The organism is Microbacterium sp. Y356 (assembly GCF_059445355.1).
In genome coordinates, this window is record NZ_JCAIUE010000001.1 from 306,286 (window position 1) to 330,445 (window position 24,160).

Consider the following 24,160-nt stretch of genomic DNA (forward strand, 5'->3'; position numbering starts at 1 on the left):
GTCGGAGCATTCCGCACAACGCGAAAGCTTGCCCAGCGAACTCGTTTTTTAGACTATCAATATTTTTCCAGGCTCACGAATCGTTGCGGCCCTCGGGTGTGGCTTTGGGTCCCTCAGGTTCGGTTTCGGCATCCTCAGGGTTGGTCTCCGGCAGAGCAATGTCGGAAACGTAGGGCACCCGCAGCTTCGTGAAGGCGAACATATCGATCGCGAGGCTGACCACTACCCCCGCCATCAGCGAGAGGAAGATGATCAGCGGCACGACCCAGCTCTGCCCACGCAGGATCACAATCACGACGACGAACAGCACGAGCTTGAGCAGCCAGCCCCCCATCACGATGCCGAAGAACACCGTGGCGAACATCTCTTTGCCATACCAACGGTTGGCAATCAAGACGCTCAGCGGTGTGAGCGCAAGGAAGAAGATGGCGAGACCGACACCGGTCAGTCCGCTCCACAGGCCGTCTGTGCCAGCTGTGAGGTACCCGATACCGGCTCCGAGGATGACGAGCACGATCGCGGCAATCCCTGTCCAGATCAGGACCTTCCGCAGAATCGGATTGATCGCGGGGCTCTTGTGATCAGAATTGTCGCTGCTCATCGGGTCTCCAAGGAGGGTGTCGGCTCGGTGGGCGCGTTCTGCGCTCGGTGGGTGGGAAGAAGGGTGACAACGAGGCACGCGGCGATTCCGATCACGCCGAAGGCCACACCGGGTAGATACTGCCCCGGCCAGTCCTCGCTGGTGCCCACATACATCAGGAGGACAGCGAGCGAGATCACTGCAGTCCACGCGTAGAAGATAAGCACGGCGTCGCGGTCGCGGTGCCCGAGGTCGAGCATCCGATGATGCAGATGCTTACGGTCGGGCGAGAACGGTGATTTCCCCGCCCGCATGCGCCGGAACACCGCAAGCCCGAAGTCGAGCAGCGGCAGCATGACCACCACGAGCGGGAGCAGGATCGGGATGAAGGCTCCGAGCAGCTGCGAACGACCGAACTCCTCAGGATTCATCGCACTGGATGACATCTGACCGGTCAGCACGATCGCCGACGTCGCCATGAGCAGTCCCAGCACAAGTGCGCCTGAGTCGCCCATGAACAACTTCGCTGGGCTCCAGTTCAAGGGGAGGAACCCGATGCAGGCACCGATCACCACCGCGGCGAGGAATGTCGCCAGGTTGAAGTAGCTGCTCGCGCCGGTGTCACGGGTGAGGATGTACGAATAGGCGAAGAACACCCCGTTCGCGATCAGGCACACGCCCGCGACGAGACCGTCAAGTCCGTCGATGAAGTTGACCGCGTTCATGACGATCACGATCGCGAACATCGTGACTGCGATGCTCAGCCAGCTCGAGAAGATGATCATGTCACCCAGCGGAATCGCGAGGATCTGCAGACCTCCGACGACCGTGATGATGCCTGCGGCGAGGAACTGGGCGCCCAGCTTGATCATCCAGTCGAGATCCCACAGATCGTCGATCACACCGACGATGGCGATGAGCACCGCCGCGCCGAGCACGGCCCACATGGTCTGCGGCGGCACCCACATGATGCTGAAGAACGGGTTTGCTGCGGAGACAGCGATCGCGGCCGCGATGCCGAGCAGCATCGCCACACCGCCGAGTCGCGGCGTCGGCGTCGTGTGCACATCACGTTCCCGGATGCCTGGGTAGAGCTTGAAACGCAGACTAAGTTGCCAGACCACCCACGACATCACAAGCGTGACGGTCGCAGTGAAGATGATCGTGAAGAGGTACTGTTTCACGCCACGCCATCCGACGACGATTCCGACCTTGAAGCGGACTCGCCCTCCGGCTCCGGTGCAAGTTCCAGCAGATCGCCGAGGACTGCTTCCAGCTGCGGCCGGGAGATCGCACCCTCACGCAGCAGACGCACGCGCGGTTCGCCGGCGTCATCAGCACCACGACGAACGAGAGATGTCGCATCGATGATCGTCGAGGCGACGCCGGTCTCGCTGAAGCCCCCGTCGAGGTACACCGAGACACTGTCTTTCAGCATCGCTTCTGCGTCTGCAGCCGAGATCGCTGCAGCTTTGCCCGTAAGGTTCGCGCTCGAGACTGCCAGCGGGCCGGTCTCCTCGAGCAGCTCCAGCGCCAGCCGCAGATCCGGCATGCGCACCGCGACGGTGCCGAGCGTATCGCCAAGGTCCCACGACAGTGAGGGCTGGGCGGGCAGAATAATAGTGAGCCCGCCCGGCCAGAATTCGTCCACCAGACGCTGAACAGGCTCGGGAATCGACTCCACGAGGGCCGCCAACGCGGCCTGGTTAGCAACCAGCACTGGCGGCGGTTGATTGCGCCCGCGCCCCTTGGCCTCGAGCAGCCGCCGCACTGCCGCTGGCGCGAACGCATCCGCGGCGACACCGTAGACCGTGTCGGTGGGCATAACGATGAGCTCTCCCCGGGCGATCGCCTGACGAGCGTGGCGCATTCCGGCGAGAAGCTGTGCCTCATCGCGGCAATCAAAGACAGAGGACATGACCTCAACAGTCTACGTGCACGCGCGAGCGCGACACCGCTGAGCCATCAGGGACGCAGCGCCGTCGTCGCTCGATCCCGGCGGGTGAGGTCGGGGTGGGTGGTCGGAGCACGCCAGCCGTCAGTGGCGAGCAGGGTGCGGATGTCTTCGCCCTGCAACTCGCCATGCTCGATGACCAGAAGCCCGCCGGGGCGGAGCAGCCGCAGCGCCCTGGTGCTGAGCACACGCACGATGTCCAGGCCGTCCGGCCCGCCGTACAGCGCCACGGCCGGGTCGAACAGCCGTACCTCAGGGTCGCGTGGGATCGCCTCATCCGGAACATAGGGAGGGTTCGAAATCACGACTGCGGCCGTACCGTCGAGCTCTTCGAGGGTGTCCGCGAGATCACCGTGCACGAGCGTGAGATTCTCGGCATCCGCTGTGTTGCGTGCCGCCCATGCATGAGCGTCAGGGGAAAGTTCGACGGCGAAGATGCGCGAGTGCGGCACCTCGCTCGCCATCGCCAAGGCGATCGCTCCGCTTCCGGTACACAAGTCGACACCGATCGGCTCAGCATCAGGAGCGTTCAGCAGCGCATCGATCGCGAACTGCGCAACGATCTCGGTCTCTGGCCGCGGCACGAAGACGCCGGGGCCGACGGCCAGTTCAAGGTGGCGGAACGGAGCCACACCGGTGAGATGCTGCAGCGGCTCGCGCGCAGCGCGCCGAACGATCAGCACCTCAAGTGCCGCAGCATCCTGCTCCCCCATCGTGTCGCCGCGCACCACAGCGGCCTGCACTTCTCCACGACGCAGTCCACTCACGTGACCTGCGAGCAGTTCTGCGTCGACGAGTGGATCTGGCACACCGGATGCCGCAAGACGCTCTGCGGCAGAGCGCACGATGGCGGCGAGGGTCTGTTCGGGCATCCCTCCAGCGTAGGGTGTCTGCAAAGGCTCCGAGCGTCATAATGTCTCGCGTACGTATGCACTCCAATAGGCTTTGACACGCATCGCTCCCGAACGAAGGACCTGGAAAATGACCGGCATCCATTCCGACATCACCACAGCTTTCGGCAATACGCCGTTGGTTCGCCTGAACCACGTGACCGAGGGCCTTGGCGCCACGGTTCTGGCCAAGCTGGAGTCCTACAACCCGGCCGGCAGTGTGAAGGATCGCATTGGCATCGCCATGGTCAATGCCGCCGAGGCATCCGGTGAGCTGAAGCCGGGTGGAACGATCGTCGAATCCACCAGTGGAAATACCGGAATCGCACTCGCCATGGTCGGCGCCGCCCGCGGCTACAAGGTCATCCTGACCATGCCTGCGTCCATGTCGAAAGAGCGCCGCGTACTACTCAAGGCCTTCGGCGCGGAGATCGTGCTCACCGACCCGACCACGGGCATGAGTGGCGCCATCGAAGAGACCAAGAAGATCGTTGCTGCGACCCCGGGCGCTGTCTGGATCAAGCAGTTCGAGAACGCCGCGAACCCGCAGATCCACCGCGAGACCACCGCGCAGGAGATTCTGCGTGACACCGATGGCAATGTCGACATCTTCATCGCAGGCGTCGGCACTGGCGGCACCGTGACCGGCACCGGCCAGGCGCTCAAGGCAGCGAAGCCCGATGTGCAGGTCATCGCCGTCGAGCCCAAGGACTCCCCCGTCCTCACCGAGGGCCACCCCGGCCCGCACAAGATTCAGGGCATCGGCCCGAACTTCGTGCCCGCAGTGCTTGACCGTGAGGTTCTTGACGAGGTTATCGCTGTCGAATTCGACGAGTCGCTGCGTCTCGCTCGTGAACTTGCGGCGAAGGAAGGCCTGCTGGTCGGCATGTCGTCTGGAGCTGCACTTTCCGCTGCACTGCAGGTCGCCGCACGCCCCGAGAATGCAGGGAAGACGATCGTCGTGATCATGCCCGACACGGGTGAGCGTTACATCTCCACTGCCCTGTTCGAGGACCTGCGCGAGGTTTGAGCGCATGATCGGTCGAATGCGTGAGGACATTGCCGCCGCGCGCCTTCGCGACCCGGCAGCGCGCACCGGACTGGAAATCGGGCTGCTGTATCCCGGGATGCACGCCATTTGGGCGCATCGCGTCTCGCATGGGATGTGGCGGCGGAACCTGCGCTTCCTCGCACGCGCCAATTCACAGTTCGCGCGTTGGTTGACCGGAATCGAGATTCATCCTGGCGCCAAGATCGGCAGGCGCTTCTTCATCGACCACGGGATGGGCATCGTGATCGGCGAGACGGCAGAGATCGGTGATGACGTCATGCTTTATCACGGTGTCACGCTGGGTGGTCGCACGCAGGACGCCACCGGAAAGCGGCATCCGACGCTCGCCAATGGCGTAGTGGTGGGCTCGGGCGCGAAGGTGCTGGGGCCCATCCTGGTCGGACAAAACACGGTGATCGGGGCAAACGCTGTGGTCACGAAGGATGCACCAGAGGACAGCATCCTTGTCGGTGTGCCTGCGCGCGCGCGTCGACGCGATGGTCACGACGATTTCAGCGCTCTGCATCTCGCCGCCGACTACTCCATCTGAGACGCTCGGCGCGCTGCAACCTTAGGTGCTCAGCGCTTGGCGCGGCGCTCAGAGACCTTGCGCTTGAGGAAGATCAGCGGGAGCAGGATCGACCCGAGCGCTGTGATGATCCAGACGATGACCGCACCGAGAATCCATGCTGCGATGCCGCTGATGCGCAGACCGCCGATGGGGAGCAGTACGACCACGATCAGCGCGACGAGCGTCGAGAAGATGCCGATTCCACCCATCAGCACTGGCGCGTAACGGTCAGCAAGCTTGGCGATCCAAGGGCTGAGAACGCTCTGCAGCGCCGCGAAGATCACGATGCAGATAACGAATCCCCACCACTTGTCCCACTCGATCTGGAAGCCTTCGAGCACGAGGTCAGCGACGATGAGCCCAATCCCCGCCGAGACGAGGTAGGTGAGCGCGCGGAACAGAAGTGTGATCACGTCCTGAGCCTAGCGCTGCGGGCGCATCCGTTCAGGAAACAGAACCGATTGCGGCGAGCCGCGCCTCTTCGTCAGCCTGAATCGCGCTTTCGATGATCGGGTCGAGGGCCCCGTCCATCACCTGGTCGAGGTTGTACGACTTGAAACCGGTGCGATGATCCGCGATCCGGTTCTCCGGAAAGTTGTAAGTGCGGATGCGCTCAGAGCGATCCATGCCGCGGATCTGCGACTTGCGAGCATCGGATGCCGCGGCATCCAACTCCTCCTGCCGCTTGGCAAGGATGCGGGCGCGAAGCACTCGCATGCCTGCTTCACGGTTCTGCAGCTGCGACTTCTCGTTCTGCATCGACACGACGATGCCGGTCGGTAGGTGCGTGATGCGCACTGCTGAGTCCGTGGTGTTCACCGACTGACCACCGGGGCCGGACGAGCGGAACACGTCAATCTTCAGATCATTCGGACTGATCGAGACCTCTTCAGGCTCATCGACCTCAGGAAACACCAGCACACCGGTCGTTGAGGTGTGAATGCGGCCCTGCGACTCGGTCGCCGGCACCCGCTGCACTCGGTGCACGCCACCCTCATACTTCAAATGCGCCCAGACGCCCTGCGAGGGATCCGTAGATGACCCCTTGATAGCGATCTGAACATCCTTGTAGCCGCCGAGGTCGGACTCGTTGTGCTCCAGGAGCTCCGTCTTCCAGCCCTTGTGAGCCGCGTACTGGATGTACATGCGGAGCAGGTCAGCGGCGAAGAGTGCGCTCTCAGCGCCGCCCTCGCCGCCCTTGATCTCCAAAATCACGTCTCGAGCGTCGTCAGGGTCGCGCGGAATCAGCAGCCGACGCAGCTTCTCCTGAGATCGTGCGAGGCCTTCTTCCAGGACGGGTACCTCCGCAGCGAAGGCGTCGTCTTCCTTGGCGAATTCGCGCGCGGCAGCCAGATCGGCGGATGCTGCCGTCCACGCGTCGTACGCCGCCACAATCCGACTCAGCTCGGCGTAACGACGGTTGACACGCTTGGCGCGTGCTGCATCGGCGTGCACCGCCGGGTCAGAGAGTTCCTCCTGAACCTGGCGGTGTTCGTCGATCAGCGCTTGAACAGACTCGAACACGCCTATGCTCCGATCAGTGTCAGATCAGCGGATGTTGTTCTCATGGCTGTGGCTGGAGCCACCGGCCGCGGGAGCAGGCATCGACTTCTGCATCTGCACGAGGAACTCAACGTTCGACTGCGTCTCCTTGAGCTTGCCCAGCACGACCTCAAGGGCCTGCTGCTGGTCAAGGCCCGCGAGTGCGCGGCGAAGCTTCCAGGTGATCTTGACCTCATCGGCCGAGAGCAGCATCTCTTCACGGCGAGTCGACGACGCGTTGATGTCGACGGCCGGGAAGATGCGCTTGTCCGCGAGCTGACGCGACAGACGCAGCTCGCTGTTTCCGGTGCCCTTGAACTCCTCGAAGATGACGTCGTCCATCTTAGAACCGGTCTCCACAAGAGCCGTGGCCAGGATCGTGAGCGATCCACCGTTCTCGATGTTGCGAGCGGCACCGAAGAAGCGCTTCGGCGGGTACAGCGCCGCTGCGTCCACTCCACCGCTGAGAACACGCCCAGAAGTGGGCGTGGCGATGTTGTAGGCACGGCCGAGGCGGGTGATCGAGTCGAGCAGCACGACAACGTCGCGGCCCAGCTCGACGAGGCGCTTGGCACGCTCGATGGCGAGCTCCGCAACCGTGACGTGGTCTTCGGCCGGGCGATCGAAGGTCGAGGCGATGACCTCGCCCTTCACCGTACGCTCCATGTCGGTGACCTCTTCCGGGCGCTCATCGACAAGAACGACCATGAGGTGAACCTCAGGGTTGTTCTGCGCGATGGCGTTGGCGATCTGTTGCAGGACGATCGTCTTGCCTGCCTTGGGCGGCGCGACGATGAGGCCACGCTGGCCCTTGCCGATCGGGGCGACCAGGTCGATGATCCGCTGCGTCAGCTTCTCGGGTGCGGTCTCCAGGCGCAGGCGCTCCTGCGGGTACAGCGGTGTGAGCTCTCCGAACTCGACACGAGTGGCGGCGTCGTCAACAGACAGACCGTTGATCGAGTCGACCTTGACCAGGGCGTTGTACTTCTGACGACCCTGCTGCTCGTTCTCGCGCGGCTGCTTGATGGCGCCCACGATCGCGTCGCCCTTGCGCAGGTTGTACTTCTTCACCTGGCCGAGTGAGACGTAAACGTCGCTCGCGCCGGCGAGGTAGCCGGTGGTGCGCACGAACGCGTAGTTGTCGAGCACATCGAGGATGCCGGCGATCGGGATGAGGACGTCGTCCTCGCCGAACTCGGTGTCAAACTCGTCAGATGCTCCGCCCGTGCGGCGCTTGTTGTTGTTGTTGGTGCGCTGGCGGCCCCGGCCATTGCCGTTCTCATCATCGGCAGTGTTCTGCGGGGTGTCCTGGCCACCGTTCTGACTACGTCCCCGGTTGCGGTTGCGGTTACGGTTGCGGCTGCGGCTGGAGCCCTCTTCGCCGTCGTTCGAGTCGGCACCGTTATCGCCAGCGTCAGACTTCTCAGGCGTCGTGGTGTCGGCCTGCTTCGCGTCGGACGAGTCCGACTGCTCAGCCCTGGGCGTCTGCGCGCCCCTCCGGCCACGTCCAGACCTCTCGGCGGGCGCGTTGCCGACGGGCTTTTCAGCGACGGGCTTGTCGCCCGAGGCGCCTTCATTCGGCGCGCTGTCGGTTGACGCGCTGTCGGCGGACTTCTCGTCGGCCTTGTCTGCGGCCGGCGCAGTCTCAGCGGCGGGTTCTGCCTTCTTGCGACGACCGCGAGCAGGCGCCTTCGTCGCTACCGCGGCGGGTGCTTCGGCCGCGCTGTCGGATGTCGCGTTGTCGGCTGTCGGCTTTTCAGATGCCGCGCTGTCGGCTGTCGGCTTGTCGGATACCGGAGCGTTGGGTGCCGAGAGCGAAGCGTCAGCGTCGGCCGCAGGTGCGGCGTCAACCTTCTTCGCCCGACTGCGTCGTGGTGCCTTCGCCTTCGGCGCCGCTTCAGCAGCCGAAGCCGGAGCATCGGCGGGCGCGGCTGCGGCAGCCGGTGCCTCGGTCGTCGCCTGCTCGGCCTTGGCCGCGGCGCTGGCGGTCGTAGCACGGCGCGGAGCGCGCTTGCGTGCCGGTGCAGCAGTGGTCTCAGCGGCTGCGGATGCAGCGGCCGGAGCAGTAGTGGGGGCCTCGGCTGCGGTTGCTGCCTGGTCGTTCTGGGTCTCGGAGAAATTCTCCACGAGTACTCCCTTATATGTCGTGGGAAATGAGCATGTACCGCGCACAACGGGTGCTGCGCGCGATCGCACGGGCAGACACTCGGTGCCTGACAGCCAGAACAAGAAAAACGGTTCTGGGGATTCCGTGCGGATCTCGCAGAATTGCGATGGGGGCCAGATTCACGAAATTACGTGGAGCCCTCCGCTCGATCCCTTACTGTACCACCACGCACGTCAACGGCCAGCATGAGCGCCTCCCACGGGGTGTCCGTTACGGAATCGGCAAGTTCCACTGCGTGCTGACGATTGCCTGGCCCATCCGCGAGGACGAGAACGCTGGGGCCCGCCCCCGAGACGACCGCAGCGAACCCGGCAGCGCGCAACGCCGTGACCAGTCGGTGTGTCTCTGGCATGGCTTCGGCGCGGTAGTCCTGATGCAACCGGTCTGCGGTCGCATCAAGCAGCAACTCTGGACTCTGTGTGAGGGCGGCGATCAACAGCGCGGAGCGCGACACGTTGAATACGGCATCCTCTCTGGAAACGTGCGGAGGCTGGAGTGAACGTGCCAATGTCGTCGACATCGTCCGCTCTGGCACGAAGACGAGCGGTGCGACACCACGGTGCACGAGCAGCTTCTTGTGCTGCGGGCCGCGTTCTCCGGTCCATGCGATCGTGAGACCCCCGAACAGCGCTGGAGCGACGTTGTCAGGGTGGCCTTCCAGTTCTGTCGCCAGACGCAGCAGATCAGCATCCGAGAACTCGACTTCGCCCTCAAGAAGTCCCTTCGCCGCAAGCACGCCCGCAGTCACGGCAGCGCCGGAGGATCCGAGGCCCCGCCCATGCGGCACGCCGTTGTGCGCAACGATCCGCAAACCAGGCATCACACGCCCCACGTCTGTGTAGACGTGATCGATCGAACGAACGATGAGATTCGACTCATCACGTGCGATCTCGGATGCACCGGTGCCGGTGACCTCGATCTCGAGTCGATCATTCGACAGTGCAGATACCGTCAGCTCGTCATAGACGCTGAGCGCCAGACCGAGTGTGTCAAAGCCAGGGCCGAGGTTCGCGCTCGTGGCCGGCACCTGCACCTGCACGGTGCGAAGGACATCACTTGCCATCACTCACCTTCCACGCGCAGCACAGATACGACTCGGTCAACGACAGCGCTCGATGACAGTCGCTCGACCGCGTCACTCAACGACTGCTCGGTCGCCCGGTGTGTGCCGATGATGAGGCGCGCCGTCGGGTCGTCTTCCGACTCGATCGTCTGCACAAGGGTTGCGACCGAGACGCCGCCGTCGCTGAGAATGCCAGCGATCGCAGCGAGCACGCCAGGCTGGTCGGATACCTCGAGTGTGATCTGATAGCGGGTGATCACGTGTCCGATCGGCACGGTCGGGAGGTTTGCCCTGGTGGACTCCCCCACTCCGACGCCGCCTGCGATGTGCCGGCGCGCTGCCGAGACGACATCGCCAAGGACTGCGGATGCGGTCTGCACTCCACCGGCTCCGGCGCCATAGAACATCAGCGATCCAGCCGCTTCAGCTTCGACGAACACGGCGTTGTTCGCACCGTGCACTGAGGCCAGCGGGTGCGTGCGTGAGACCAGTGCCGGGTACACGCGCACCGAGATCGATTCCGCGCCGCTCACGTCGACGCGCTCACACACGGCGAGCAATTTGATGACGAAACCAGCCGCCCGAGCCTCTTCGATCATCGAGGGCGTGATCGCGGTGATGCCTTCACGATGGACGGCGTCGAGCGGAACGGCAGTGTGGAAGGCGAGGGATGCCAGGATCGCAGCCTTCTGCGCGGCGTCAAAGCCCTCGACATCGGCGGTCGGGTCAGATTCTGCGTACCCCAGACGCTGCGCGTCAGCGAGCACCTCCGCGAAGTCGGCACCCTCAGTGTCCATGCGGTCGAGGATGTAGTTCGTGGTGCCGTTCACGATGCCCATCAAGCGCACCACCCGGTCGCCTGCGAGCGAATCGCGCAGCGGCCGAATGATCGGGATGGCTCCCGCCGCGGCGGCTTCGTAGTGGACCGAGGCGCCCACTTGATCGGCCGCTTCGAACAGCTCGGTGCCGTGCGTAGCGAGCAGTGCCTTGTTGGCTGTCACGACGTCGGCGCCGGAGCTCAGTGCCAACAGCAGATTCTCCCGAGCAGGCTCGATGCCACCCATCAGCTCGATCACGATGTCGCTGCCGACGATCAGGCTCTCGGCATCTGTCGTGAACAGCTCCTTCGGGAGGTCCACATCACGCGTGGCGTTGACATCGCGTACGGCGATACCCGCGAGTTCGAGGATCGCACCGGCTCGATCTGCCAGCTCATCGCCGTGGCGAAGCAGCAGATCGGCGACCTGCGACCCCACAGCTCCAGCGCCGAGAAGCGCCACCCGAAGTCGTCGGTACTGTGGCACATTGCTCCCTTGGAGGTGGGTCACATTGCTCCCTTGGGTGTAGGTCATCGTGTTCCTTCGTTCGTACGGATCCCGGTATCCCGTGCCAGCAGGTCTTCAAGGCTCTCGCCGCGCACGATGACGCGAGAAATACCGCCTGAGACCGCGACGATCGCGGGACGAGGGACATGGTTGTAGTTGCTGGCCAGTGAGGCGCAGTAAGCGCCGGTCGCCGGAACCGCCAGCAAATCGCCTGGGGCAACATCGCCAGGAAGGTATTCATGATCGACGACGATGTCGCCGGACTCGCAGTGCTTGCCGACGACGCGACTCAGAACCGGAGCGCCGACGCCAAGTCGTGAGGCGATACGTGCAGAATACTGGGCACCATAAAGCGCGGTCCGGGCGTTGTCGCTCATTCCACCATCGACGCTCACATACAGCCGGTTTGCACCGGAGTCGAGACGCACTTCCTTGGTGGTGCCCACGTCGTACAGCGTGACGCCAGCGGTGCCGACGATCGCCCGGCCAGGTTCGAACGAGAGGATCGGCAGCGGGATGCCGCGTGCTGCGCACCCTTCCGCGACGGACGCGACGATCTCTTCGGCGAGCTGCTCGATCGGCGTCGGGTGATCGACTCTCGTGTACGCGATTCCGAAACCACCGCCGAGATTCAGCATCGGAATCTCGCCGCCGGCAAGCAACTTCTCGTGAAGCTCGAGCACCCTCGACGCGGATTCGCGGAATCCTGCGACGCCGAAGATCTGCGAACCGATGTGACAGTGCAGCCCGAGGAACGCCAGGCTGGGCAGTTCTCGCACGCGTGCGACGGCGACCTCGGCATCCGAGAAAGTCATGCCGAACTTCTGATCTTCGTGGGCCGTCGCAAGGAAGTCGTGCGTCTCGGCGTGCACGCCGCTATTCACTCGAAGAAGCACGCGCTGCACGACACCCAGTCGGCTTGCTGCGGCAGCGATCCGTTCGATCTCAATCGCACTGTCGATGATGATGGTGCCGATGCCGACCGACACCGCACGCTCTATCTCGCTGACGGACTTGTTGTTGCCGTGGAAGCCGATACGCGCAGGGTCGACTTCAGCTGCGAGAGCCACTTCGAGCTCGCCGCGTGTGCACACATCGACGTTGAGACCTTCTTCGGTCACCCAACGCGCGATGGCGGTCGAAAGGAATGCTTTGCCTGCGTAATACACGCGGGCTGTTGTCCCGTGCGCGGCGGCGGCGGCCGTGAAGGAGTCACGGAATGCGCGAGCCCTGGCACGGATCTCGTCTTCGTCCAGCACGAGCAGCGGAGTGCCGTGGTCGCGAACCAGCTCCACGGCAGTCACCCCGGCGACGGTGAGAATCCCGTCAGCATCGCGCCTCGCGGATGCCGGCCACACGCCGGCTACGAGGTCATTTGCATCGTCAGGTTCGATCAGCCATTCCGGGGCGAGCGAGTCTGCATCAGAAAGCACAGAGCACCAATCGTGGGAGGGAGCCTCGGGCCAGATCACGCCATACGAGGTTGCCCCGATTCTATGGCACCACGCAGAAGCCGCCCGCATCCGCAAGCCGCTCGACGATCCGTGGGTCCAATCATTACGTTGAGGTCATGGACTCCACGCCGAACAGCGATTCTGAGCAGCCGAACAAGCCTGGCGGAATCGCGAGATTGATCAAGTCTGTGATCGCCTGGGCGCTCACCCGCCGAATCGTGCGCGCTTTTCTGCTGCACACCGAGCGACATGGCGCGATGCTCGCCGACAGCGTCACCTATCGCGCGCTGTTCAGCGTGTTCGCGGGAGTATTACTCGGGTTTTCCATTGCGGGGATCTGGCTATCCGGAAACGCTCCCGCGTGGGAAGCGATCATCAAAGCCGTCGATACTGCAGTTCCTGGACTACTGGGACCGGGTGGTGTCGTCGAGGATCCGACATCCATCGACGCTCTGACCACCGGATTCTCCATCGCGGGGATCGTCTCGTTGGTCGCGCTGATCGGCGCCGCGCTCGGTGCGATCGGTTCGCTGCGCACGGCAGTCCGCACGATCGGCGGAGTCGTGCTCGACGACACGTTCTGGCTTTGGGTGATTCTGCGAAACCTTGCACTCGCGATCGGAATCGGGCTGTCCTTCATCGTGGCCGCAGCCGTCACGTTCGCGGTCGGGTTGGCGATCGAATTCGTTACAGACTTGTTCGGCCTCTCCGCAGATGCCGCCGGGGCAGTGTGGGGCATCAAGCTCGTGTCACTGCTCATCGTCTTCGCGTTGGACACTGGGCTGATCTTCGGCGTGTTCCGCTTGCTCTCCGGCCAGCGGGCCTCGGCGCGAGCGGTGTGGTCGGGCTCGCTGCTGGGCGCCGTCGGTCTGCTCGTGTTGCAGGAGCTCTCGAGCCTGTTTGTCGGAGGCGCGACTTCCAATCCGCTGCTCGCGTCGTTCGCCTCGCTGTTGGCATTGCTGATCTGGCTCAACCTCAGCGCACAGGTCATCCTCATCGCGTGTGCCTACATCACCACCTGTGCGGAAGAGGAGCAAGACCGGGTATCCGCCCGCGAGGGAGCACGCAGCTTCACTCAGCGGCGCGTGCAGCGAGCCCGGCAAGACGTGATGATCGCGACAAAGGCACTGCGCGCTGCCGAAGCAGCCGAAGCCGAGGAGCGGAACGGCTAGTCGCAGACACCGTTCTGCTGTAGGGACTCATCAGTCACGATTGCACCGTCGACATCCACGTCAATAACGGCTTCGGAACCGTCAATGCTGAGCCCTGTGACCGTGAGGCCCGCCGGCAGCTGATTTGCGATGCAGATCCGTTGCGGCTGGGTGAGCTGCGCGGCGACATCGCCGAACCGCTCCGCGATTTGCGTCGCATTCAGCGTGAGGCCGGCGACCTGAAGCTCGACCGGGGTCAACAGCAGCTCACCGGCATCCGCCCCTGGCGTCACAGTAAGCGCCACTGGGATCGGAAGACCGAGAACGCTGAAACTTCCGGATGCCGTGACATCGGGCTCGGCGAACGCGATCTCATCGATCGGCAGGTCGGATGCCACGACAAGCGTGGTGAATTCAACTTCGTCGATGCGTACCGTGCCGCTCGCAGCGGCGAGGTCACCCCCGTGCAGCGGGACGCCGGTCGCCGTGACATCCACAGCGCCTGTGATGCCTCCGATCGTCGCGGAATCCGTCGAGAGGTGCAGCTCATCAAGGCGCCCCCTGATGAGCTGCGGCAGCAGAACGCCGGATGCATCGACCTCGAGCTGCTGATCGGCAGGAAGGTCGAGCTGCTCGATGACGATGCCCCGCACGATTCCGGGCAGGACGGCGCGGGCGATGAGCTCGGCAGCAACGACGAGTACGGCGATCACGACGACGACGATCAAGAGCACCCACGGCCAGCGACGACGGTGCTTCTTCGGCAGCGCAGGCAGGTCGCTGTCGGGGATCACGAGCGTTGGGTGTTCCACCGAGGTGTTCGGATACGGCAGGGTGGGGTTCTCATCGCTCATGAGTCCATCCTGGCCGCTCGCGAGCTACTCGTGCTACACCCGCTTAGTGTTACATCCGCTCCGGGGCGGAGACACCAAGCAGGTCGAGGCCGTTGCGCAGCACTTGACCCGCGGCGTCGTTCAGCCACAGGCGGGTGCGGTGCACGCTCTCGATCGGATCCTCGCTGAGCGGCGTGACCCGGCAGCTGTCATACCAGCGGTGGTAAAGGCCTGCGAGCTCTTCCAGGTAGCGCGCGACGCGGTGCGGCTCACGTACCTCGGCCGCGAAGGCGACGATGCGTGGGAACTCCTGCAGGACGCCGAGCAACGCAGACTCGCTCTCGTGCGTCAGCGTTTCGGGGGCGAACTCTGATCGGTCGACTCCGGAGTCTGCGGCATTGCGGCCCACGTTGTGGGTGCGCGCGTGGGCGTACTGCACGTAGAAGACCGGGTTGTCGCTCGTGCGCTTCTGCAGCAATTCAGGATCGAGGTCGAGGGGCGAGTCGGCAGGAGAACGCTCCAGCGAGTAACGCAGCGCGTCGGTGCCAAGCCAGTCGAGCAGGTCGTCCATCTCGATGATGTTGCCGGCGCGCTTGGAGAGACGGGCACCGTTGATCGACACCATCTGGCCGATCAGCACCTCAACGTTCTTCTCCGGGTCTTGGCCTGCAGCGCCGGCGACGGCTTTGAGACGGTGCACGTAGCCGTGGTGGTCGGCACCCAGAAGGTAGATCTTGTTCTCGAAGCCGCGGTCACCCTTGTTCAGGTAGTAGGCGGCATCCGCAGCGAAATACGTGTATTCGCCGTTCGAGCGGCGGATGACGCGATCCTTGTCGTCTCCGAAGTCGGTGGTGCGTACCCAGACGGCGCCCTCGTCGTCGAAAACGTGTCCTTGCTCGCGCAGGCGATCGACGGCCTGGTCGATCAGGCTCGTGCCAGAGGCATCCTTCGCGTGCAGCGAGCGCTCGGAGAACCACACGTCAAATGGCACGTTGAACCGGTCGAGCGAGTTCTTGATCTCAGCGAGCTGGAACTCGTACGCGATGTCCTCCGCGACGGTCAGCTGCTCGGCATCCGGCAGGTCGAGCAGATCGGGGCGCGCCTCAAGCACGCGGCCGGCGAGGGTGGCGATGTACTCCCCCGGGTATCCGTCCTCTGGCGTCGGCTCCCCCTTAGCCGCGGCGACGATTGATGACGCGAAGCGCTGCATTTGGGCACCAGCGTCATTGATGTAGTACTCACGCACCGCGTTGGCGCCGCTGGCAAGCAGCAGGCGCACGATCGAATCGCCGAGCGCCGCCCAGCGGGTGTGGCCGAGGTGCAACGGGCCGGTGGGGTTCGCGGAGACGAACTCGACGTTCACGCTGACGCCCTGCTGCGAGCTGTTGGTGCCGTAAGCGGTGCCGGCCTCGACGATCGTCTTGGCGAGGACGCCCGCGGCCGCAGCGTCGAGTCGGAAGTTGATGAATCCGGGGCCAGCCACTTCGGCGCTTGCCACGCCCTCGACGGAAGCGACCTCGTCAGCGATCCGCTGGGCGAGCTCACGCGGGTTCGTACCAAGCTTCTTGGCGAGACGCATCGCGATGTTCGATGCCCAGTCGCCGTGGTCACGGTTGCGGGGTCGCTCCAGCACGACGTCGGTCACATCGAGGTCGAGAGCTTCGTCGGGTCGCAGCGAAGCCGCGATCGGCGTGACGACGGCAAAGATGGCTGCGGCGAGAGTATCGGGGTTCATAGCCCATCAAGTCTACGGCGCGGCCGGGGCACGTTCTTTCCTCGCTGAGTTGGTGATACACGATCAATCGCTTACCCTCATGCCATGGCTCTGGGGAAGACGCGACGCAGGGCGCGCGCAGCAGTGCTGGTCGTGGTGCTTGCGACGGCCGTCTCCGCGGTCGCGCTGGGTGTCTGGCGGCCGTGGATTCCGGCACCGATTGACGCCCCCATACTCGCCGCCGAAGAAGTTGTGGCCATCGCTCCTGTGCCGCTGACGGTTCCCGAACATCCGGACGTGCTCGTCTTCGGTGATTCGTGGACATACGGCTCCGCCGCGAGCGCGCGAACCCTCGGCTATGCCTACCAGCTCGCAGACTTGCTGGAGGGCACCACGACCGTCGATGGCGTGCGTGGCAGCGGATATCTCAAGCCGGGGTGGGACGGGCCGGACTTCGGTCAACGCATCGCGGCACTCGACCCGACTCTCGATCCGGACCTCGTGATTATCCAGGGTTCGATCAATGACCGCGAACAGGGCGCGGAGGGATATCGCGAGGCGGTCACCGCGGCCTGGGATGCTCTGGCGGCCACATATCCAGACGCCCCGATCGTGGTGCTCGGACCTGCACCGCACGAGCTGCCCGTTGGCGTTGGCACTGCGCGGATCGATCAGGATCTCTCCGCCCTCGCCGCTGCACGCGGATGGTGGTACATCTCCCCTGTGCAGGAGGAATGGATCACTGAGAAGAACTACCTCGACGTCATCGACGTCGGGCTCGGCAATATGCATCCATCGACCGACGGCCACCGTTATCTCGCCAAAAAGGTCGCTGCGGCGCTTGCGGAGATGGTCGCAGCTCCCGTGACCGAGGCCGGTGGTGCGGAGCGCGACGCCGACCAGTGATATTCTCGATCGGTACGCCTCCGTAGCTCAGTGGATAGAGCGCCGGTTTCCGGTACCGTAGGTCGCTGGTTCGATTCCAGTCGGGGGCACCAAAAGTACGATTCTCGAAACTGCGACACATTTTACTGTGTCGCAGTTTCAGTTTTTCCGTCCAGGCGATTACTTCGGGCCTCACTTCGGGGAGGCCGTCAGCAAAGTGCGGCTTACCGCGAACTCGTGCGATCTCGCTTGTGCCCACGGCAGACTTCCACGAGTGACTTGCGGTGGAGCAATAGACTGACGGAGCCATGCGATGCGTGGCACGAATTGCGATCCAGGGGGGGGCTCGGCGAATGACAGACACGCGGAGCACGACGTGACGGACGCCGAGACGAGCACTGGCCGCCGGACCGCCGTGTCCTTGTGTCGACAATTCCTCGACGCGCTCCCTGTGACCGGGGTGTCTATAGCGGTATTCGACGACTCGGGACGTCAATCGACGATCGGTGCTACCGACCAGATTTCTGCCCGGCTCGACGAACTCCAGTTCGAGTTGGGCGAGGGTCCGCGCTGGGACGTGGTCCGAACGGCGAGACCGGTACTGATCTCTGATGTGCGAGCGGCGGGCCACGCCAACTGGCCGATCTTCGGGGCGGCGGTCCGCGAACTTGATGTGGGCGCCCTGTTCGTTCTGCCACTCGTGATGGGCGCGGTGACAGTGGGAGCTGTCGGCATGTACCGCACCAATCCCGGCACGCTCAGTGAATTCGATGTGGCGCGAGCGACCTCGCTGGCCATCAGCGTCACCACCTCGGCGGTGACGCTTGCGGTCCGGTCGGCAGATGATGACAACCATGCAGAATCACCCGCCGCCCCTGCGATGAGACGCGAGGTGCATCAGGCGACAGGAATGATCATCGCGCAGCTCGGCACGAGCGCAACAGATGCGTTTTCGCGGCTCAAAGCGCATGCCTTCAGCAGTGGCCTATCCGTGCAGGAAGTCGCCCACGATGTTGTCAACCGCAAGGTCGATTTCAGTCAGTTGAACGAGTGATCGGAGTACGATAATGACCGATGCCCTATGCGGTGAGACCACGGGAGGTCACTCATGATTGAGTCTTTGCGAGAGTCGCGACTCAGCGCCGCGTTCGTCAAGCTCGCGGACACTCTGATCGACGACTTCGACATGGTCGATCTGCTACATACCCTCGTGCAGGAATGCACTCATCTGCTCGATGCCCAGGCAGGTGGCCTCCTCCTCGCCGATTCGACAGGGGTCCTGCACCTCATGACGTCGACCAGCGAAGAGAGCGAGTTCGTCGAGATCATGCAGATCAACGCCGGAGTCGGCCCGTGCGTAGATTGCTTCAAGACGGGTACCCCCGTCACGGTGGGAGACATCGCTCGAGACGGAGCGCAGTGGCCGGACTTCCAGGCCGCGGCGGCGGAGAAGGGCTATCGCTCCGTGCACGCCACGCCAATGCGGCTACGTCGTCAAGTGATAGGCACGATGAATCTCTTCAGCACGTCCGTCGGCGCGCTGAAGGCGGAAGACATCGCCCTCGCACAGGCGCTCACCGATGTCGCGACGATCGGCATTCTGCAGGAGCGGAACATCCGCGATACGAGCGTTCTGACTGAACAGTTGCAACGCGCGCTTGACAGCCGGGTCCTCATCGAGCAGGCGAAGGGAGTCGTCTCGCACACGGGATCGATGGGCATGGATGAGGCATTCACCGCCATTCGGAAGTTTGCTCGGAGCAACAACCTCAGCCTTCGACTAGTTGCTGAGGGAATCACGAAACGAACCATCGACGTCTTGCCGATAGCATGCCTCGCGGCGTCTGGACCCGCTGGTTCTATCAGCGAGCGCTCACCCCGTTGATGCGGCGTGAGTCTCGGGGCTTTGCTTGACACGCTGAACCTTATCGCCGAGACTCGGGGAACACCTGATCGTTCTCTCCAGACCTCGGAGTACGCATGGTTAGGAACTCACTTGAGTTCCACCAAGCGCGGAGGCTCAAAATGGAGATTGAACCAGATGTATCGCGACCGGTCGATTCGGTCGATTCGGTCGATTCGGCAGAGGAACTCAGCAACCATCAGCTCTACCAGCCGCGCGCAGCGTTCGGCTCAGAAAGGGCAAACGCGGTTGTGTCGACGCGTTCCCCGGCTGGCTCGCAAGAATTCGATGACGAGACGGACATCAATCTTCCCACCACGCAACCAATCGACATCAGCAGTTTGATCAAGGGGGATGAAGGAGCATGACTGGCCCTGCATCGGCACGGGCCATCCTCCTACCCCCAACAACGAGCTGGTCGTAGCAAGCACGAGGACTGGTTGGCTAGTGGTGGCCATGGGCAGTAGACGCCGGATGCTGCTCCTTCGCATAGACCTCAGCGGATTGTCCCACCAACGCCCAGGTCTTCGAATGCATCAAGAATCAGCGGTGGGGCGGCCCGCCTTCGCGGACCGACCCACCGTTCATCTGTCGTTGTAGCGCATTCCTCATCTGGAGCTCAGCCACGATCGCTGCGTTGTCGTCAGCGATGAAGACGAGATTGCTGAGGTTCGGGATGTCGACATCCAGGACGAACGCGGACTCTCCGTAGCGGTAGCACCACCATGAGCGTCCCTTCGTGCCACGCATATAACCCGCAAGGGACCTGAGCGTCCCAAGTCCCCCGACACGGAGCCGCACCGGTACTTCTCCTTCTGGACGCTGTGACACATGAGATGAAAGAATCGCCCGCCGAGGGATGCGCCGCTCCCTGCAGAGACTCCAGACTTTCCACATGCCGCGAGGACTGATGATCAGGTCATTTTCCGGTGATGGTGACTGAGACCAGCCCCGAGCCGTGAGCGCTCACGAGTTGTCCGGGTCAAGGATGTAGAGCCCGGCAATCGTGCGATCGTCCCTGAAGGAGATCCGGGCAGTGAATTCACCAGCCTCAAAGCTCAACGGCGTGTTGGTGATCGTCACATCGGCAGCTCGGATCACGACTGGCTCGCCGGAACTCTCGAAGGCACCGACCTGCCCAGCGATCTGTGCCCAGGCCGCAGCAAGCGAGTCTTCCGAAAGACCCGCCTTCATGGCGGTGTCGAAGCGTGACGTGACGCCCGACCAGTTCGCCGCAGCGAGATCATCGATCACAGCGATGGCGAGCGTGTTGGCGTCGGAGAGAGGTGTGGTTTTCATGGGTTCTCCTGTTCTCGGGTCTAAGGGTCGTCCGTAACGCTGGAACGCCGCTTGTCGCGACACTCCTAACGCGTCGCCAATCGTCTGCCAGGATGCACCAGCCTCACGTGCTGTCTGAATGGCCGCCGCGATGACTCGCTCAGCGCCGTCGCGGAGCCTTGCCGCATCCATGATGAATCGTCCCGGAGTGTTTGGGTCTGACAGCACAGGTGCCGCAAGCAACGAGTCGAGCTGATCACGATGCTGACGAATTGCATCTGTAAATGATTCCTGCACATGTAAAGAGTAGGTTTACAGTGAGGTCAAGTCAAGCCGTGCAGAATGACAAGACTCCTTGACGCAAGAATGGTCGACGTGAGACGTTTAGTCCATGTCAAGACTCCTTGTCACCTCGGCATTTCTCCGCCTGGCTGTGATGAGCGGAAAGGACATGCTGCGAAACCCGCTGAGCGGGCTGTCGATGCTGGTTATGTTCATGATCATCCTGGCTGTGTATGTATCGATGTGGCTGACCTTCACCGTGCTCGGGACAGCTCCGACGGCGATCGCTACCCCGGCTGATCAGAGGGTGTCCACAGCGTTGCAGCAGGCCGGCGTCACGGTGGTCAATGCGGATGCTCCTGGGGCAAACACCGCAATCACACTGAGCGAGAATGGCGCGCTCGTCGTACTCGATGCATTCGAAAAACCTGCATGGAACCCGATCTGGGTCGGACTTCGTGATGCGGGACTCCCCGCCGACTCGATCACAATTATGAATGGCGACGGCGATGTCATGCTCGATCCGCTTCGTGCCTTCCTCGGCGTCGTGGCACTCACCGGCTTCGCGAGTGTCGCCTTCATCGGGACAACTGTGCCGCTCGTCGGCATGCGCGAACGCGGGCTGCTCCGGATGTTCGGCACAACGCCGCTTCGCCGTTCGACCTTTCTTCTCGCGCAAGCGCCCGCCCGAATCGCGATCGTATTGATCGAAGCAGCGATCGTCGTCGCCATTGCTGCGTGGCGCAGATACGTCGACGGAATCGACCTACTGAGTTTGGGCGTCACCCTTGCACTGGGAAGCGCGATGCTCTTCGCCTTCTCGCTCGTGCTTGCTGCACGATCCCGAAGCTCCGAGGCCGCTCAGCAGAGTATGGCCACGCTCGTGATCCTTCTTGTGTTCACATCGGGCGGGATCTTGCCGTCGAAGATACTCCCGAGTTTCCTCCAGGGCATCATGAACGCCCTGCCGACAACATGGTTCGCGGTAGCGGTGAACGCCGACCTGACCGGCGTGGCCCCGTTCGTGCCCGTCCCGTTGTTATGGGCTCTCATGAGTGTGTGTGCATTCGTAGCACTCGTGGTTGCCGCGCGATTGTTCGAGTGGGATCAATCAGAGCCCTCACAGCGGTGGAGCGTCAGCTTACGAAGGAAGGTTTCGTCATGAGCGAAGTAGATGAGTCGAGCGGACGCACCCCCTCCGAACGGCGGGTCGGAAAGCACTATATGTGGGAGTTCTCCACCGGTGTTGTCGCCTATCTGGTGCTCTTTCTCGGGCTGCCAAGGATCGTCCACTCGGAGCCCAGCACAGCATTGAGTGTTGTCGTCGCGCTCGCGCCGCTACTTCCCGTCCTGTGGATGATCATTGCCATCGGACGGCATCTTCGTCGTATCGACGAGCTTCAGCGTCTGCTGTTCCTGCGCAGCTTCGCTATCGGCTTCAGCGTCTCGATGCTGATCGCGTTGACAGTCGCGCTGCTGAGCGGAGCCGGCGTTGACATGCAATACGCCGAATGGGTCATCTTCATGGGTGGGATGACCTCATGGGGAATCTCCCTTGCGGTGCTCTCCATCCGGGCATCCCGATGAACAACGATGTGCGCCGGCTCCGGACCGAGCACGGGTGGACCCAGGTGCAGTTTGCCGAAGCGCTAGGGGTATCCCGTCAGACGGTCAACGCGTTGGAGACCGGGAAATACGACCCTTCACTGCCCCTCGCATTTCGCGTTTCCCACCTGTTCTCCATCCCGCTCGAAGCAATCTTCTTCCCTGAAGAGCACGACACTCCCCCAACCGGAGGTAAGCGATGAGCCGCGACACAGCAGACGTGATCGTCGTCGATGACCTGCTAAAGGTCTACGACGGAACGGTCGCTGTCGCTGGCATCACGTTCGCTGTGCACAAGGGAGAGGTATTCGGGCTCCTCGGGCCGAACGGCTCAGGCAAGACCACGACCCTGGAGACGATCGCCGGGCTTCGCCGCCTGACATCTGGCAGCGTCACCGTTCTCGGAATGGACCCCGCGAAAGATCGTGACCGGATCACCGAGCGCGTCGCGCTACAGCCGCAGTCAGCGACGTTATTCCCAACGCTGACCGTGTGGGAGACGGTGCAGCTGTTCGCGTCGTTCTACAAAGCATCACGTGACCCCTCAGATCTTCTCGAAGACGTGGGGTTAAATGATGCGCGCAAGGTGCGAGTGAAGCATCTCTCCGGCGGGCAGGAGCGTCGGCTACTCCTTGGCATCGCGCTCGTAGGAAACCCCGAGATCCTCGTGCTCGACGAGCCATCGGCGGGCCTAGATCCGATCGCGCGACGCGGTCTCTGGGATGTGATCGAGCGACAGCGCGAACGTGGCACCACAGTTCTGCTTTCCACTCACCACATGGATGAAGCCACCCAAGTGTGCAATCGACTCGCAATACTTGTTCGCGGCGAGATCGCCGCAGAGGGCGAACCCGGCGCGCTTATCCGTGAGCACACGTCGAAAGCGACCGTCTCGTTCACGATCATTTCACCTCACACACCGTCAGATCTCAGCGACCTCGGCATCGCGGGCGCGATGACGAGCGTCAAGACACCTGATGGTCTCCGCGTGGCAGTGGTGACCGATGATCCGGATGCGGTTCTGCGCCGGCTGTCCTTCGCTCCTGGCGTGCAAGCGTCCGGCTACTCCATCACCCACGGCTCGCTCGAGGATGTCTTCATCGAAGTGTCGAGCTCCACCGAAACGCCATGAGCTCCCCGACGTGGACGCTCACAAGAGAGCTCCGCGAGTTCACCAGGGCTCACGCACGCGAGCTCATCAGAAGTAGGGGTGCCGTTGTTGCGATCCTGGTCAGCTTCGTGGTCATCCTCGCACTCCTGAGCGGGTTCGATCTGCTCCTCTCAACGGCGACGAACTCGTCAGTGCAACTCTTACGAACCAGCCTTGGCCTGGTGAGTGCGTCCGGATTCATGGCTGTCGCGTTCGTCGCGACCACCGTTCCGATGGTCAAATATCGAAGTATCGGTGCGCTACGTCAGCTATCGACCACTCCTGCCCGCAGAGCGACATTTCTCCTCGGTCACGTTCCGATTCGAGGCGTGATCATCGGTCTTCAAAGCGTGATCATCGTCGCCGTCGCCGTCGGGTACGGCGCACCCGTCGTAGATTCAATGCCGTTGGCGCTCACCCTGCTGATCGGGGGCGCGATGCTGCTGTCCTTCGGGTATCTCCTCGCGTCAAGGATGACGAACATCGACCTCGCGCTCCAGCTCGCCTACGTCATCCCTTTGATCGTCCTCGTCACCTCTGGCGCGCTTTTCCCACTGGCCACGTATCCGGATGCCGTTGAGAAACTATTTCAGACGCTGCCGACCACCTGGTTCGTAAACCTTCTCAATGCGCAGGTCAACGGCGGCCAACCGATGCTTCCGGTCGGTGTGATCTGGGCGATGATGGCGCTCACAAGCATTGGCGCTGGCTATCTGGCGTGGCGCACGTTCCGTTGGGAAAGAGCAACGTGAGATCCGTCGT

General features: G+C 63.1%; 26 protein-coding genes and 1 tRNA gene. 13 read left to right on the forward strand and 14 right to left on the reverse strand.

The annotated features are described in order from the left end of the window. Window positions 1-73: 73 nt before the first annotated feature. The 4 genes from AC1C2Q_RS01575 to prmC are packed head-to-tail and all read right to left on the reverse strand — an operon-like array spanning window position 74 to window position 3,406. Window positions 74-601 (reverse strand): Cg1360 family ATP-synthase-associated protein, encoded by a 528-nt coding sequence (locus AC1C2Q_RS01575; protein WP_495448744.1) that lies wholly within the window; start codon window positions 599-601, stop codon window positions 74-76. After that, window positions 598-1,764, reverse strand: coding sequence for an MraY family glycosyltransferase (locus AC1C2Q_RS01580; RefSeq protein WP_495429311.1), 1,167 nt, complete (start codon window positions 1,762-1,764; stop codon window positions 598-600). Before AC1C2Q_RS01580 ends, AC1C2Q_RS01575 begins: the two co-directional genes overlap by 4 nt. Beyond that, window positions 1,761-2,498 (reverse strand): L-threonylcarbamoyladenylate synthase, encoded by a 738-nt coding sequence (locus tag AC1C2Q_RS01585; protein WP_495448745.1) that lies wholly within the window; start codon window positions 2,496-2,498, stop codon window positions 1,761-1,763. Before AC1C2Q_RS01585 ends, AC1C2Q_RS01580 begins: the two co-directional genes overlap by 4 nt. A 47-nt stretch (window positions 2,499-2,545) precedes the next feature. Further along, window positions 2,546-3,406: a peptide chain release factor N(5)-glutamine methyltransferase gene (gene prmC, locus AC1C2Q_RS01590; RefSeq protein WP_495448746.1), complete on the reverse strand. Its 861-nt coding sequence runs from the start codon at window positions 3,404-3,406 to the stop codon at window positions 2,546-2,548. A gap of 109 nt (window positions 3,407-3,515) precedes the next feature. On the opposite strand from prmC, the gene cysK reads away from it, so the two are divergent. Continuing rightward, window positions 3,516-4,454 (forward strand): cysteine synthase A, encoded by a 939-nt coding sequence (gene cysK, locus AC1C2Q_RS01595; RefSeq protein ID WP_495429314.1) that lies wholly within the window; start codon window positions 3,516-3,518, stop codon window positions 4,452-4,454. A gap of 16 nt (window positions 4,455-4,470) precedes the next feature. Then, window positions 4,471-5,025, forward strand: coding sequence for a serine O-acetyltransferase EpsC (gene epsC / locus AC1C2Q_RS01600; RefSeq protein WP_495448747.1), 555 nt, complete (start codon window positions 4,471-4,473; stop codon window positions 5,023-5,025). 29 nt (window positions 5,026-5,054) lie between these two features. On the opposite strand, the gene AC1C2Q_RS01605 is transcribed toward epsC, so the two are convergent. From AC1C2Q_RS01605 to lysA, 6 genes are all read right to left on the reverse strand, one after another. Beyond that, complete coding sequence (locus AC1C2Q_RS01605; RefSeq protein ID WP_495429316.1) at window positions 5,055-5,459, reverse strand: hypothetical protein; 405 nt, start codon at window positions 5,457-5,459, stop codon at window positions 5,055-5,057. 31 nt (window positions 5,460-5,490) lie between these two features. Further along, window positions 5,491-6,570, reverse strand: coding sequence for a peptide chain release factor 1 (gene prfA / locus AC1C2Q_RS01610; protein WP_495429317.1), 1,080 nt, complete (start codon window positions 6,568-6,570; stop codon window positions 5,491-5,493). A 24-nt stretch (window positions 6,571-6,594) separates the two neighbouring features. Further along, entirely contained in the window at window positions 6,595-8,715 is a 2,121-nt protein-coding gene (gene rho / locus AC1C2Q_RS01615; protein WP_495448748.1) for a transcription termination factor Rho, read from the reverse strand. Window positions 8,716-8,882: 167 nt separating this feature from the next. Next, window positions 8,883-9,818, reverse strand: a complete 936-nt coding sequence (thrB, locus tag AC1C2Q_RS01620; protein ID WP_495429319.1) for a homoserine kinase — start codon at window positions 9,816-9,818, stop codon at window positions 8,883-8,885. Beyond that, complete coding sequence (locus tag AC1C2Q_RS01625; protein WP_495450524.1) at window positions 9,818-11,122, reverse strand: homoserine dehydrogenase; 1,305 nt, start codon at window positions 11,120-11,122, stop codon at window positions 9,818-9,820. Before AC1C2Q_RS01625 ends, thrB begins: the two co-directional genes overlap by 1 nt. A gap of 44 nt (window positions 11,123-11,166) precedes the next feature. Further along, window positions 11,167-12,576, reverse strand: coding sequence for a diaminopimelate decarboxylase (gene lysA / locus AC1C2Q_RS01630; RefSeq protein WP_495448749.1), 1,410 nt, complete (start codon window positions 12,574-12,576; stop codon window positions 11,167-11,169). A 137-nt stretch (window positions 12,577-12,713) separates the two neighbouring features. Here lysA and AC1C2Q_RS01635 point away from each other — a divergent pair, with 137 nt between their 5' ends. Beyond that, window positions 12,714-13,769, forward strand: a complete 1,056-nt coding sequence (locus tag AC1C2Q_RS01635) for a YihY/virulence factor BrkB family protein (protein ID WP_495448750.1) — start codon at window positions 12,714-12,716, stop codon at window positions 13,767-13,769. Here the strand turns inward: AC1C2Q_RS01635 and AC1C2Q_RS01640 are convergent. Both AC1C2Q_RS01640 and argS read right to left on the reverse strand, forming a co-directional pair. Beyond that, window positions 13,766-14,602: an LmeA family phospholipid-binding protein gene (locus AC1C2Q_RS01640; RefSeq protein ID WP_495448751.1), complete on the reverse strand. Its 837-nt coding sequence runs from the start codon at window positions 14,600-14,602 to the stop codon at window positions 13,766-13,768. The two genes, AC1C2Q_RS01635 and AC1C2Q_RS01640, sit on opposite strands and share 4 nt — an antisense overlap. Before the next feature lie 49 nt (window positions 14,603-14,651). Further along, window positions 14,652-16,316 (reverse strand): arginine--tRNA ligase, encoded by a 1,665-nt coding sequence (argS, locus tag AC1C2Q_RS01645; protein WP_495429323.1) that lies wholly within the window; start codon window positions 16,314-16,316, stop codon window positions 14,652-14,654. Between the two features lie 84 nt (window positions 16,317-16,400). Between argS and AC1C2Q_RS01650 the strand changes: the two genes are divergently transcribed. The 5 genes from AC1C2Q_RS01650 to AC1C2Q_RS01670 all read left to right on the forward strand — a co-directional run bounded on the left by AC1C2Q_RS01650 (window position 16,401) and on the right by AC1C2Q_RS01670 (window position 19,451). After that, window positions 16,401-17,201, forward strand: a complete 801-nt coding sequence (locus AC1C2Q_RS01650; protein ID WP_495448752.1) for an SGNH/GDSL hydrolase family protein — start codon at window positions 16,401-16,403, stop codon at window positions 17,199-17,201. Window positions 17,202-17,217: 16 nt separating this feature from the next. Further along, a tRNA-Arg gene (locus AC1C2Q_RS01655) sits at window positions 17,218-17,293 on the forward strand. Between the two features lie 263 nt (window positions 17,294-17,556). After that, entirely contained in the window at window positions 17,557-18,234 is a 678-nt protein-coding gene (locus tag AC1C2Q_RS01660; protein WP_495448753.1) for a GAF and ANTAR domain-containing protein, read from the forward strand. A 54-nt stretch (window positions 18,235-18,288) separates the two neighbouring features. Next, window positions 18,289-19,065: an ANTAR domain-containing protein gene (locus AC1C2Q_RS01665; RefSeq protein WP_495429326.1), complete on the forward strand. Its 777-nt coding sequence runs from the start codon at window positions 18,289-18,291 to the stop codon at window positions 19,063-19,065. Between the two features lie 140 nt (window positions 19,066-19,205). After that, window positions 19,206-19,451 carry a hypothetical protein gene (locus AC1C2Q_RS01670; RefSeq protein WP_495448754.1) on the forward strand — a complete coding sequence of 82 codons (246 nt, stop codon included), beginning with the start codon at window positions 19,206-19,208 and terminating at the stop codon, window positions 19,449-19,451. Window positions 19,452-19,626: 175 nt separating this feature from the next. Here the strand turns inward: AC1C2Q_RS01670 and AC1C2Q_RS01675 are convergent, their stop codons facing one another. Beyond that, on the reverse strand, window positions 19,627-19,833 hold the full coding sequence (locus AC1C2Q_RS01675) for a hypothetical protein (protein ID WP_495448755.1): 207 nt from the start codon (window positions 19,831-19,833) through the stop codon (window positions 19,627-19,629). 216 nt (window positions 19,834-20,049) lie between these two features. Continuing rightward, complete coding sequence (locus tag AC1C2Q_RS01680; RefSeq protein WP_495429329.1) at window positions 20,050-20,382, reverse strand: DUF3887 domain-containing protein; 333 nt, start codon at window positions 20,380-20,382, stop codon at window positions 20,050-20,052. Between the two features lie 370 nt (window positions 20,383-20,752). Between AC1C2Q_RS01680 and AC1C2Q_RS01685 the strand changes: the two genes are divergently transcribed. Genes AC1C2Q_RS01685 through AC1C2Q_RS01705 form a run of 5 tightly spaced genes read left to right on the forward strand, consistent with a single transcriptional unit; the run spans window position 20,753 to window position 24,150 of the window. Further along, window positions 20,753-21,808: an ABC transporter permease gene (locus tag AC1C2Q_RS01685; protein ID WP_495448756.1), complete on the forward strand. Its 1,056-nt coding sequence runs from the start codon at window positions 20,753-20,755 to the stop codon at window positions 21,806-21,808. Then, window positions 21,805-22,230: a hypothetical protein gene (locus tag AC1C2Q_RS01690; RefSeq protein WP_495448757.1), complete on the forward strand. Its 426-nt coding sequence runs from the start codon at window positions 21,805-21,807 to the stop codon at window positions 22,228-22,230. The genes AC1C2Q_RS01685 and AC1C2Q_RS01690 overlap by 4 nt, the downstream gene beginning before the upstream one ends. Then, entirely contained in the window at window positions 22,227-22,451 is a 225-nt protein-coding gene (locus AC1C2Q_RS01695; protein ID WP_495429332.1) for a helix-turn-helix transcriptional regulator, read from the forward strand. Before AC1C2Q_RS01690 ends, AC1C2Q_RS01695 begins: the two co-directional genes overlap by 4 nt. Beyond that, window positions 22,448-23,380 (forward strand): ABC transporter ATP-binding protein, encoded by a 933-nt coding sequence (locus AC1C2Q_RS01700; protein ID WP_495448758.1) that lies wholly within the window; start codon window positions 22,448-22,450, stop codon window positions 23,378-23,380. The genes AC1C2Q_RS01695 and AC1C2Q_RS01700 overlap by 4 nt, the downstream gene beginning before the upstream one ends. Continuing rightward, window positions 23,377-24,150: an ABC transporter permease gene (locus AC1C2Q_RS01705; RefSeq protein ID WP_495448759.1), complete on the forward strand. Its 774-nt coding sequence runs from the start codon at window positions 23,377-23,379 to the stop codon at window positions 24,148-24,150. The genes AC1C2Q_RS01700 and AC1C2Q_RS01705 overlap by 4 nt, the downstream gene beginning before the upstream one ends. Window positions 24,151-24,160: the final 10 nt, after the last annotated feature.

Excerpts from the sequence above, each read along its gene's own strand:
- AC1C2Q_RS01575 (WP_495448744.1), bottom strand. The coding sequence starts at position 601 with ATGAGCAGCGACAATTCTGATCACAAGAGCCCCGCGATCAATCCGATT.
- AC1C2Q_RS01585 (WP_495448745.1), bottom strand. The coding sequence starts at position 2,498 with ATGTCCTCTGTCTTTGATTGCCGCGATGAGGCACAGCTTCTCGCCGGA.
- prmC (WP_495448746.1), bottom strand. The coding sequence starts at position 3,406 with ATGCCCGAACAGACCCTCGCCGCCATCGTGCGCTCTGCCGCAGAGCGT.
- cysK (WP_495429314.1), top strand. The coding sequence starts at position 3,516 with ATGACCGGCATCCATTCCGACATCACCACAGCTTTCGGCAATACGCCG.
- epsC (WP_495448747.1), top strand. The coding sequence starts at position 4,471 with ATGCGTGAGGACATTGCCGCCGCGCGCCTTCGCGACCCGGCAGCGCGC.
- thrB (WP_495429319.1), bottom strand. The coding sequence starts at position 9,818 with ATGGCAAGTGATGTCCTTCGCACCGTGCAGGTGCAGGTGCCGGCCACG.
- AC1C2Q_RS01635 (WP_495448750.1), top strand. The coding sequence starts at position 12,714 with ATGGACTCCACGCCGAACAGCGATTCTGAGCAGCCGAACAAGCCTGGC.
- AC1C2Q_RS01640 (WP_495448751.1), bottom strand. The coding sequence starts at position 14,602 with ATGAGCGATGAGAACCCCACCCTGCCGTATCCGAACACCTCGGTGGAA.
- argS (WP_495429323.1), bottom strand. The coding sequence starts at position 16,316 with ATGAACCCCGATACTCTCGCCGCAGCCATCTTTGCCGTCGTCACGCCG.
- AC1C2Q_RS01650 (WP_495448752.1), top strand. The coding sequence starts at position 16,401 with ATGGCTCTGGGGAAGACGCGACGCAGGGCGCGCGCAGCAGTGCTGGTC.
- AC1C2Q_RS01665 (WP_495429326.1), top strand. The coding sequence starts at position 18,289 with ATGATTGAGTCTTTGCGAGAGTCGCGACTCAGCGCCGCGTTCGTCAAG.
- AC1C2Q_RS01670 (WP_495448754.1), top strand. The coding sequence starts at position 19,206 with ATGGAGATTGAACCAGATGTATCGCGACCGGTCGATTCGGTCGATTCG.
- AC1C2Q_RS01675 (WP_495448755.1), bottom strand. The coding sequence starts at position 19,833 with ATGCGTGGCACGAAGGGACGCTCATGGTGGTGCTACCGCTACGGAGAG.
- AC1C2Q_RS01680 (WP_495429329.1), bottom strand. The coding sequence starts at position 20,382 with ATGAAAACCACACCTCTCTCCGACGCCAACACGCTCGCCATCGCTGTG.
- AC1C2Q_RS01685 (WP_495448756.1), top strand. The coding sequence starts at position 20,753 with ATGTCAAGACTCCTTGTCACCTCGGCATTTCTCCGCCTGGCTGTGATG.
- AC1C2Q_RS01690 (WP_495448757.1), top strand. The coding sequence starts at position 21,805 with ATGAGCGAAGTAGATGAGTCGAGCGGACGCACCCCCTCCGAACGGCGG.
- AC1C2Q_RS01695 (WP_495429332.1), top strand. The coding sequence starts at position 22,227 with ATGAACAACGATGTGCGCCGGCTCCGGACCGAGCACGGGTGGACCCAG.
- AC1C2Q_RS01700 (WP_495448758.1), top strand. The coding sequence starts at position 22,448 with ATGAGCCGCGACACAGCAGACGTGATCGTCGTCGATGACCTGCTAAAG.
- AC1C2Q_RS01705 (WP_495448759.1), top strand. The coding sequence starts at position 23,377 with ATGAGCTCCCCGACGTGGACGCTCACAAGAGAGCTCCGCGAGTTCACC.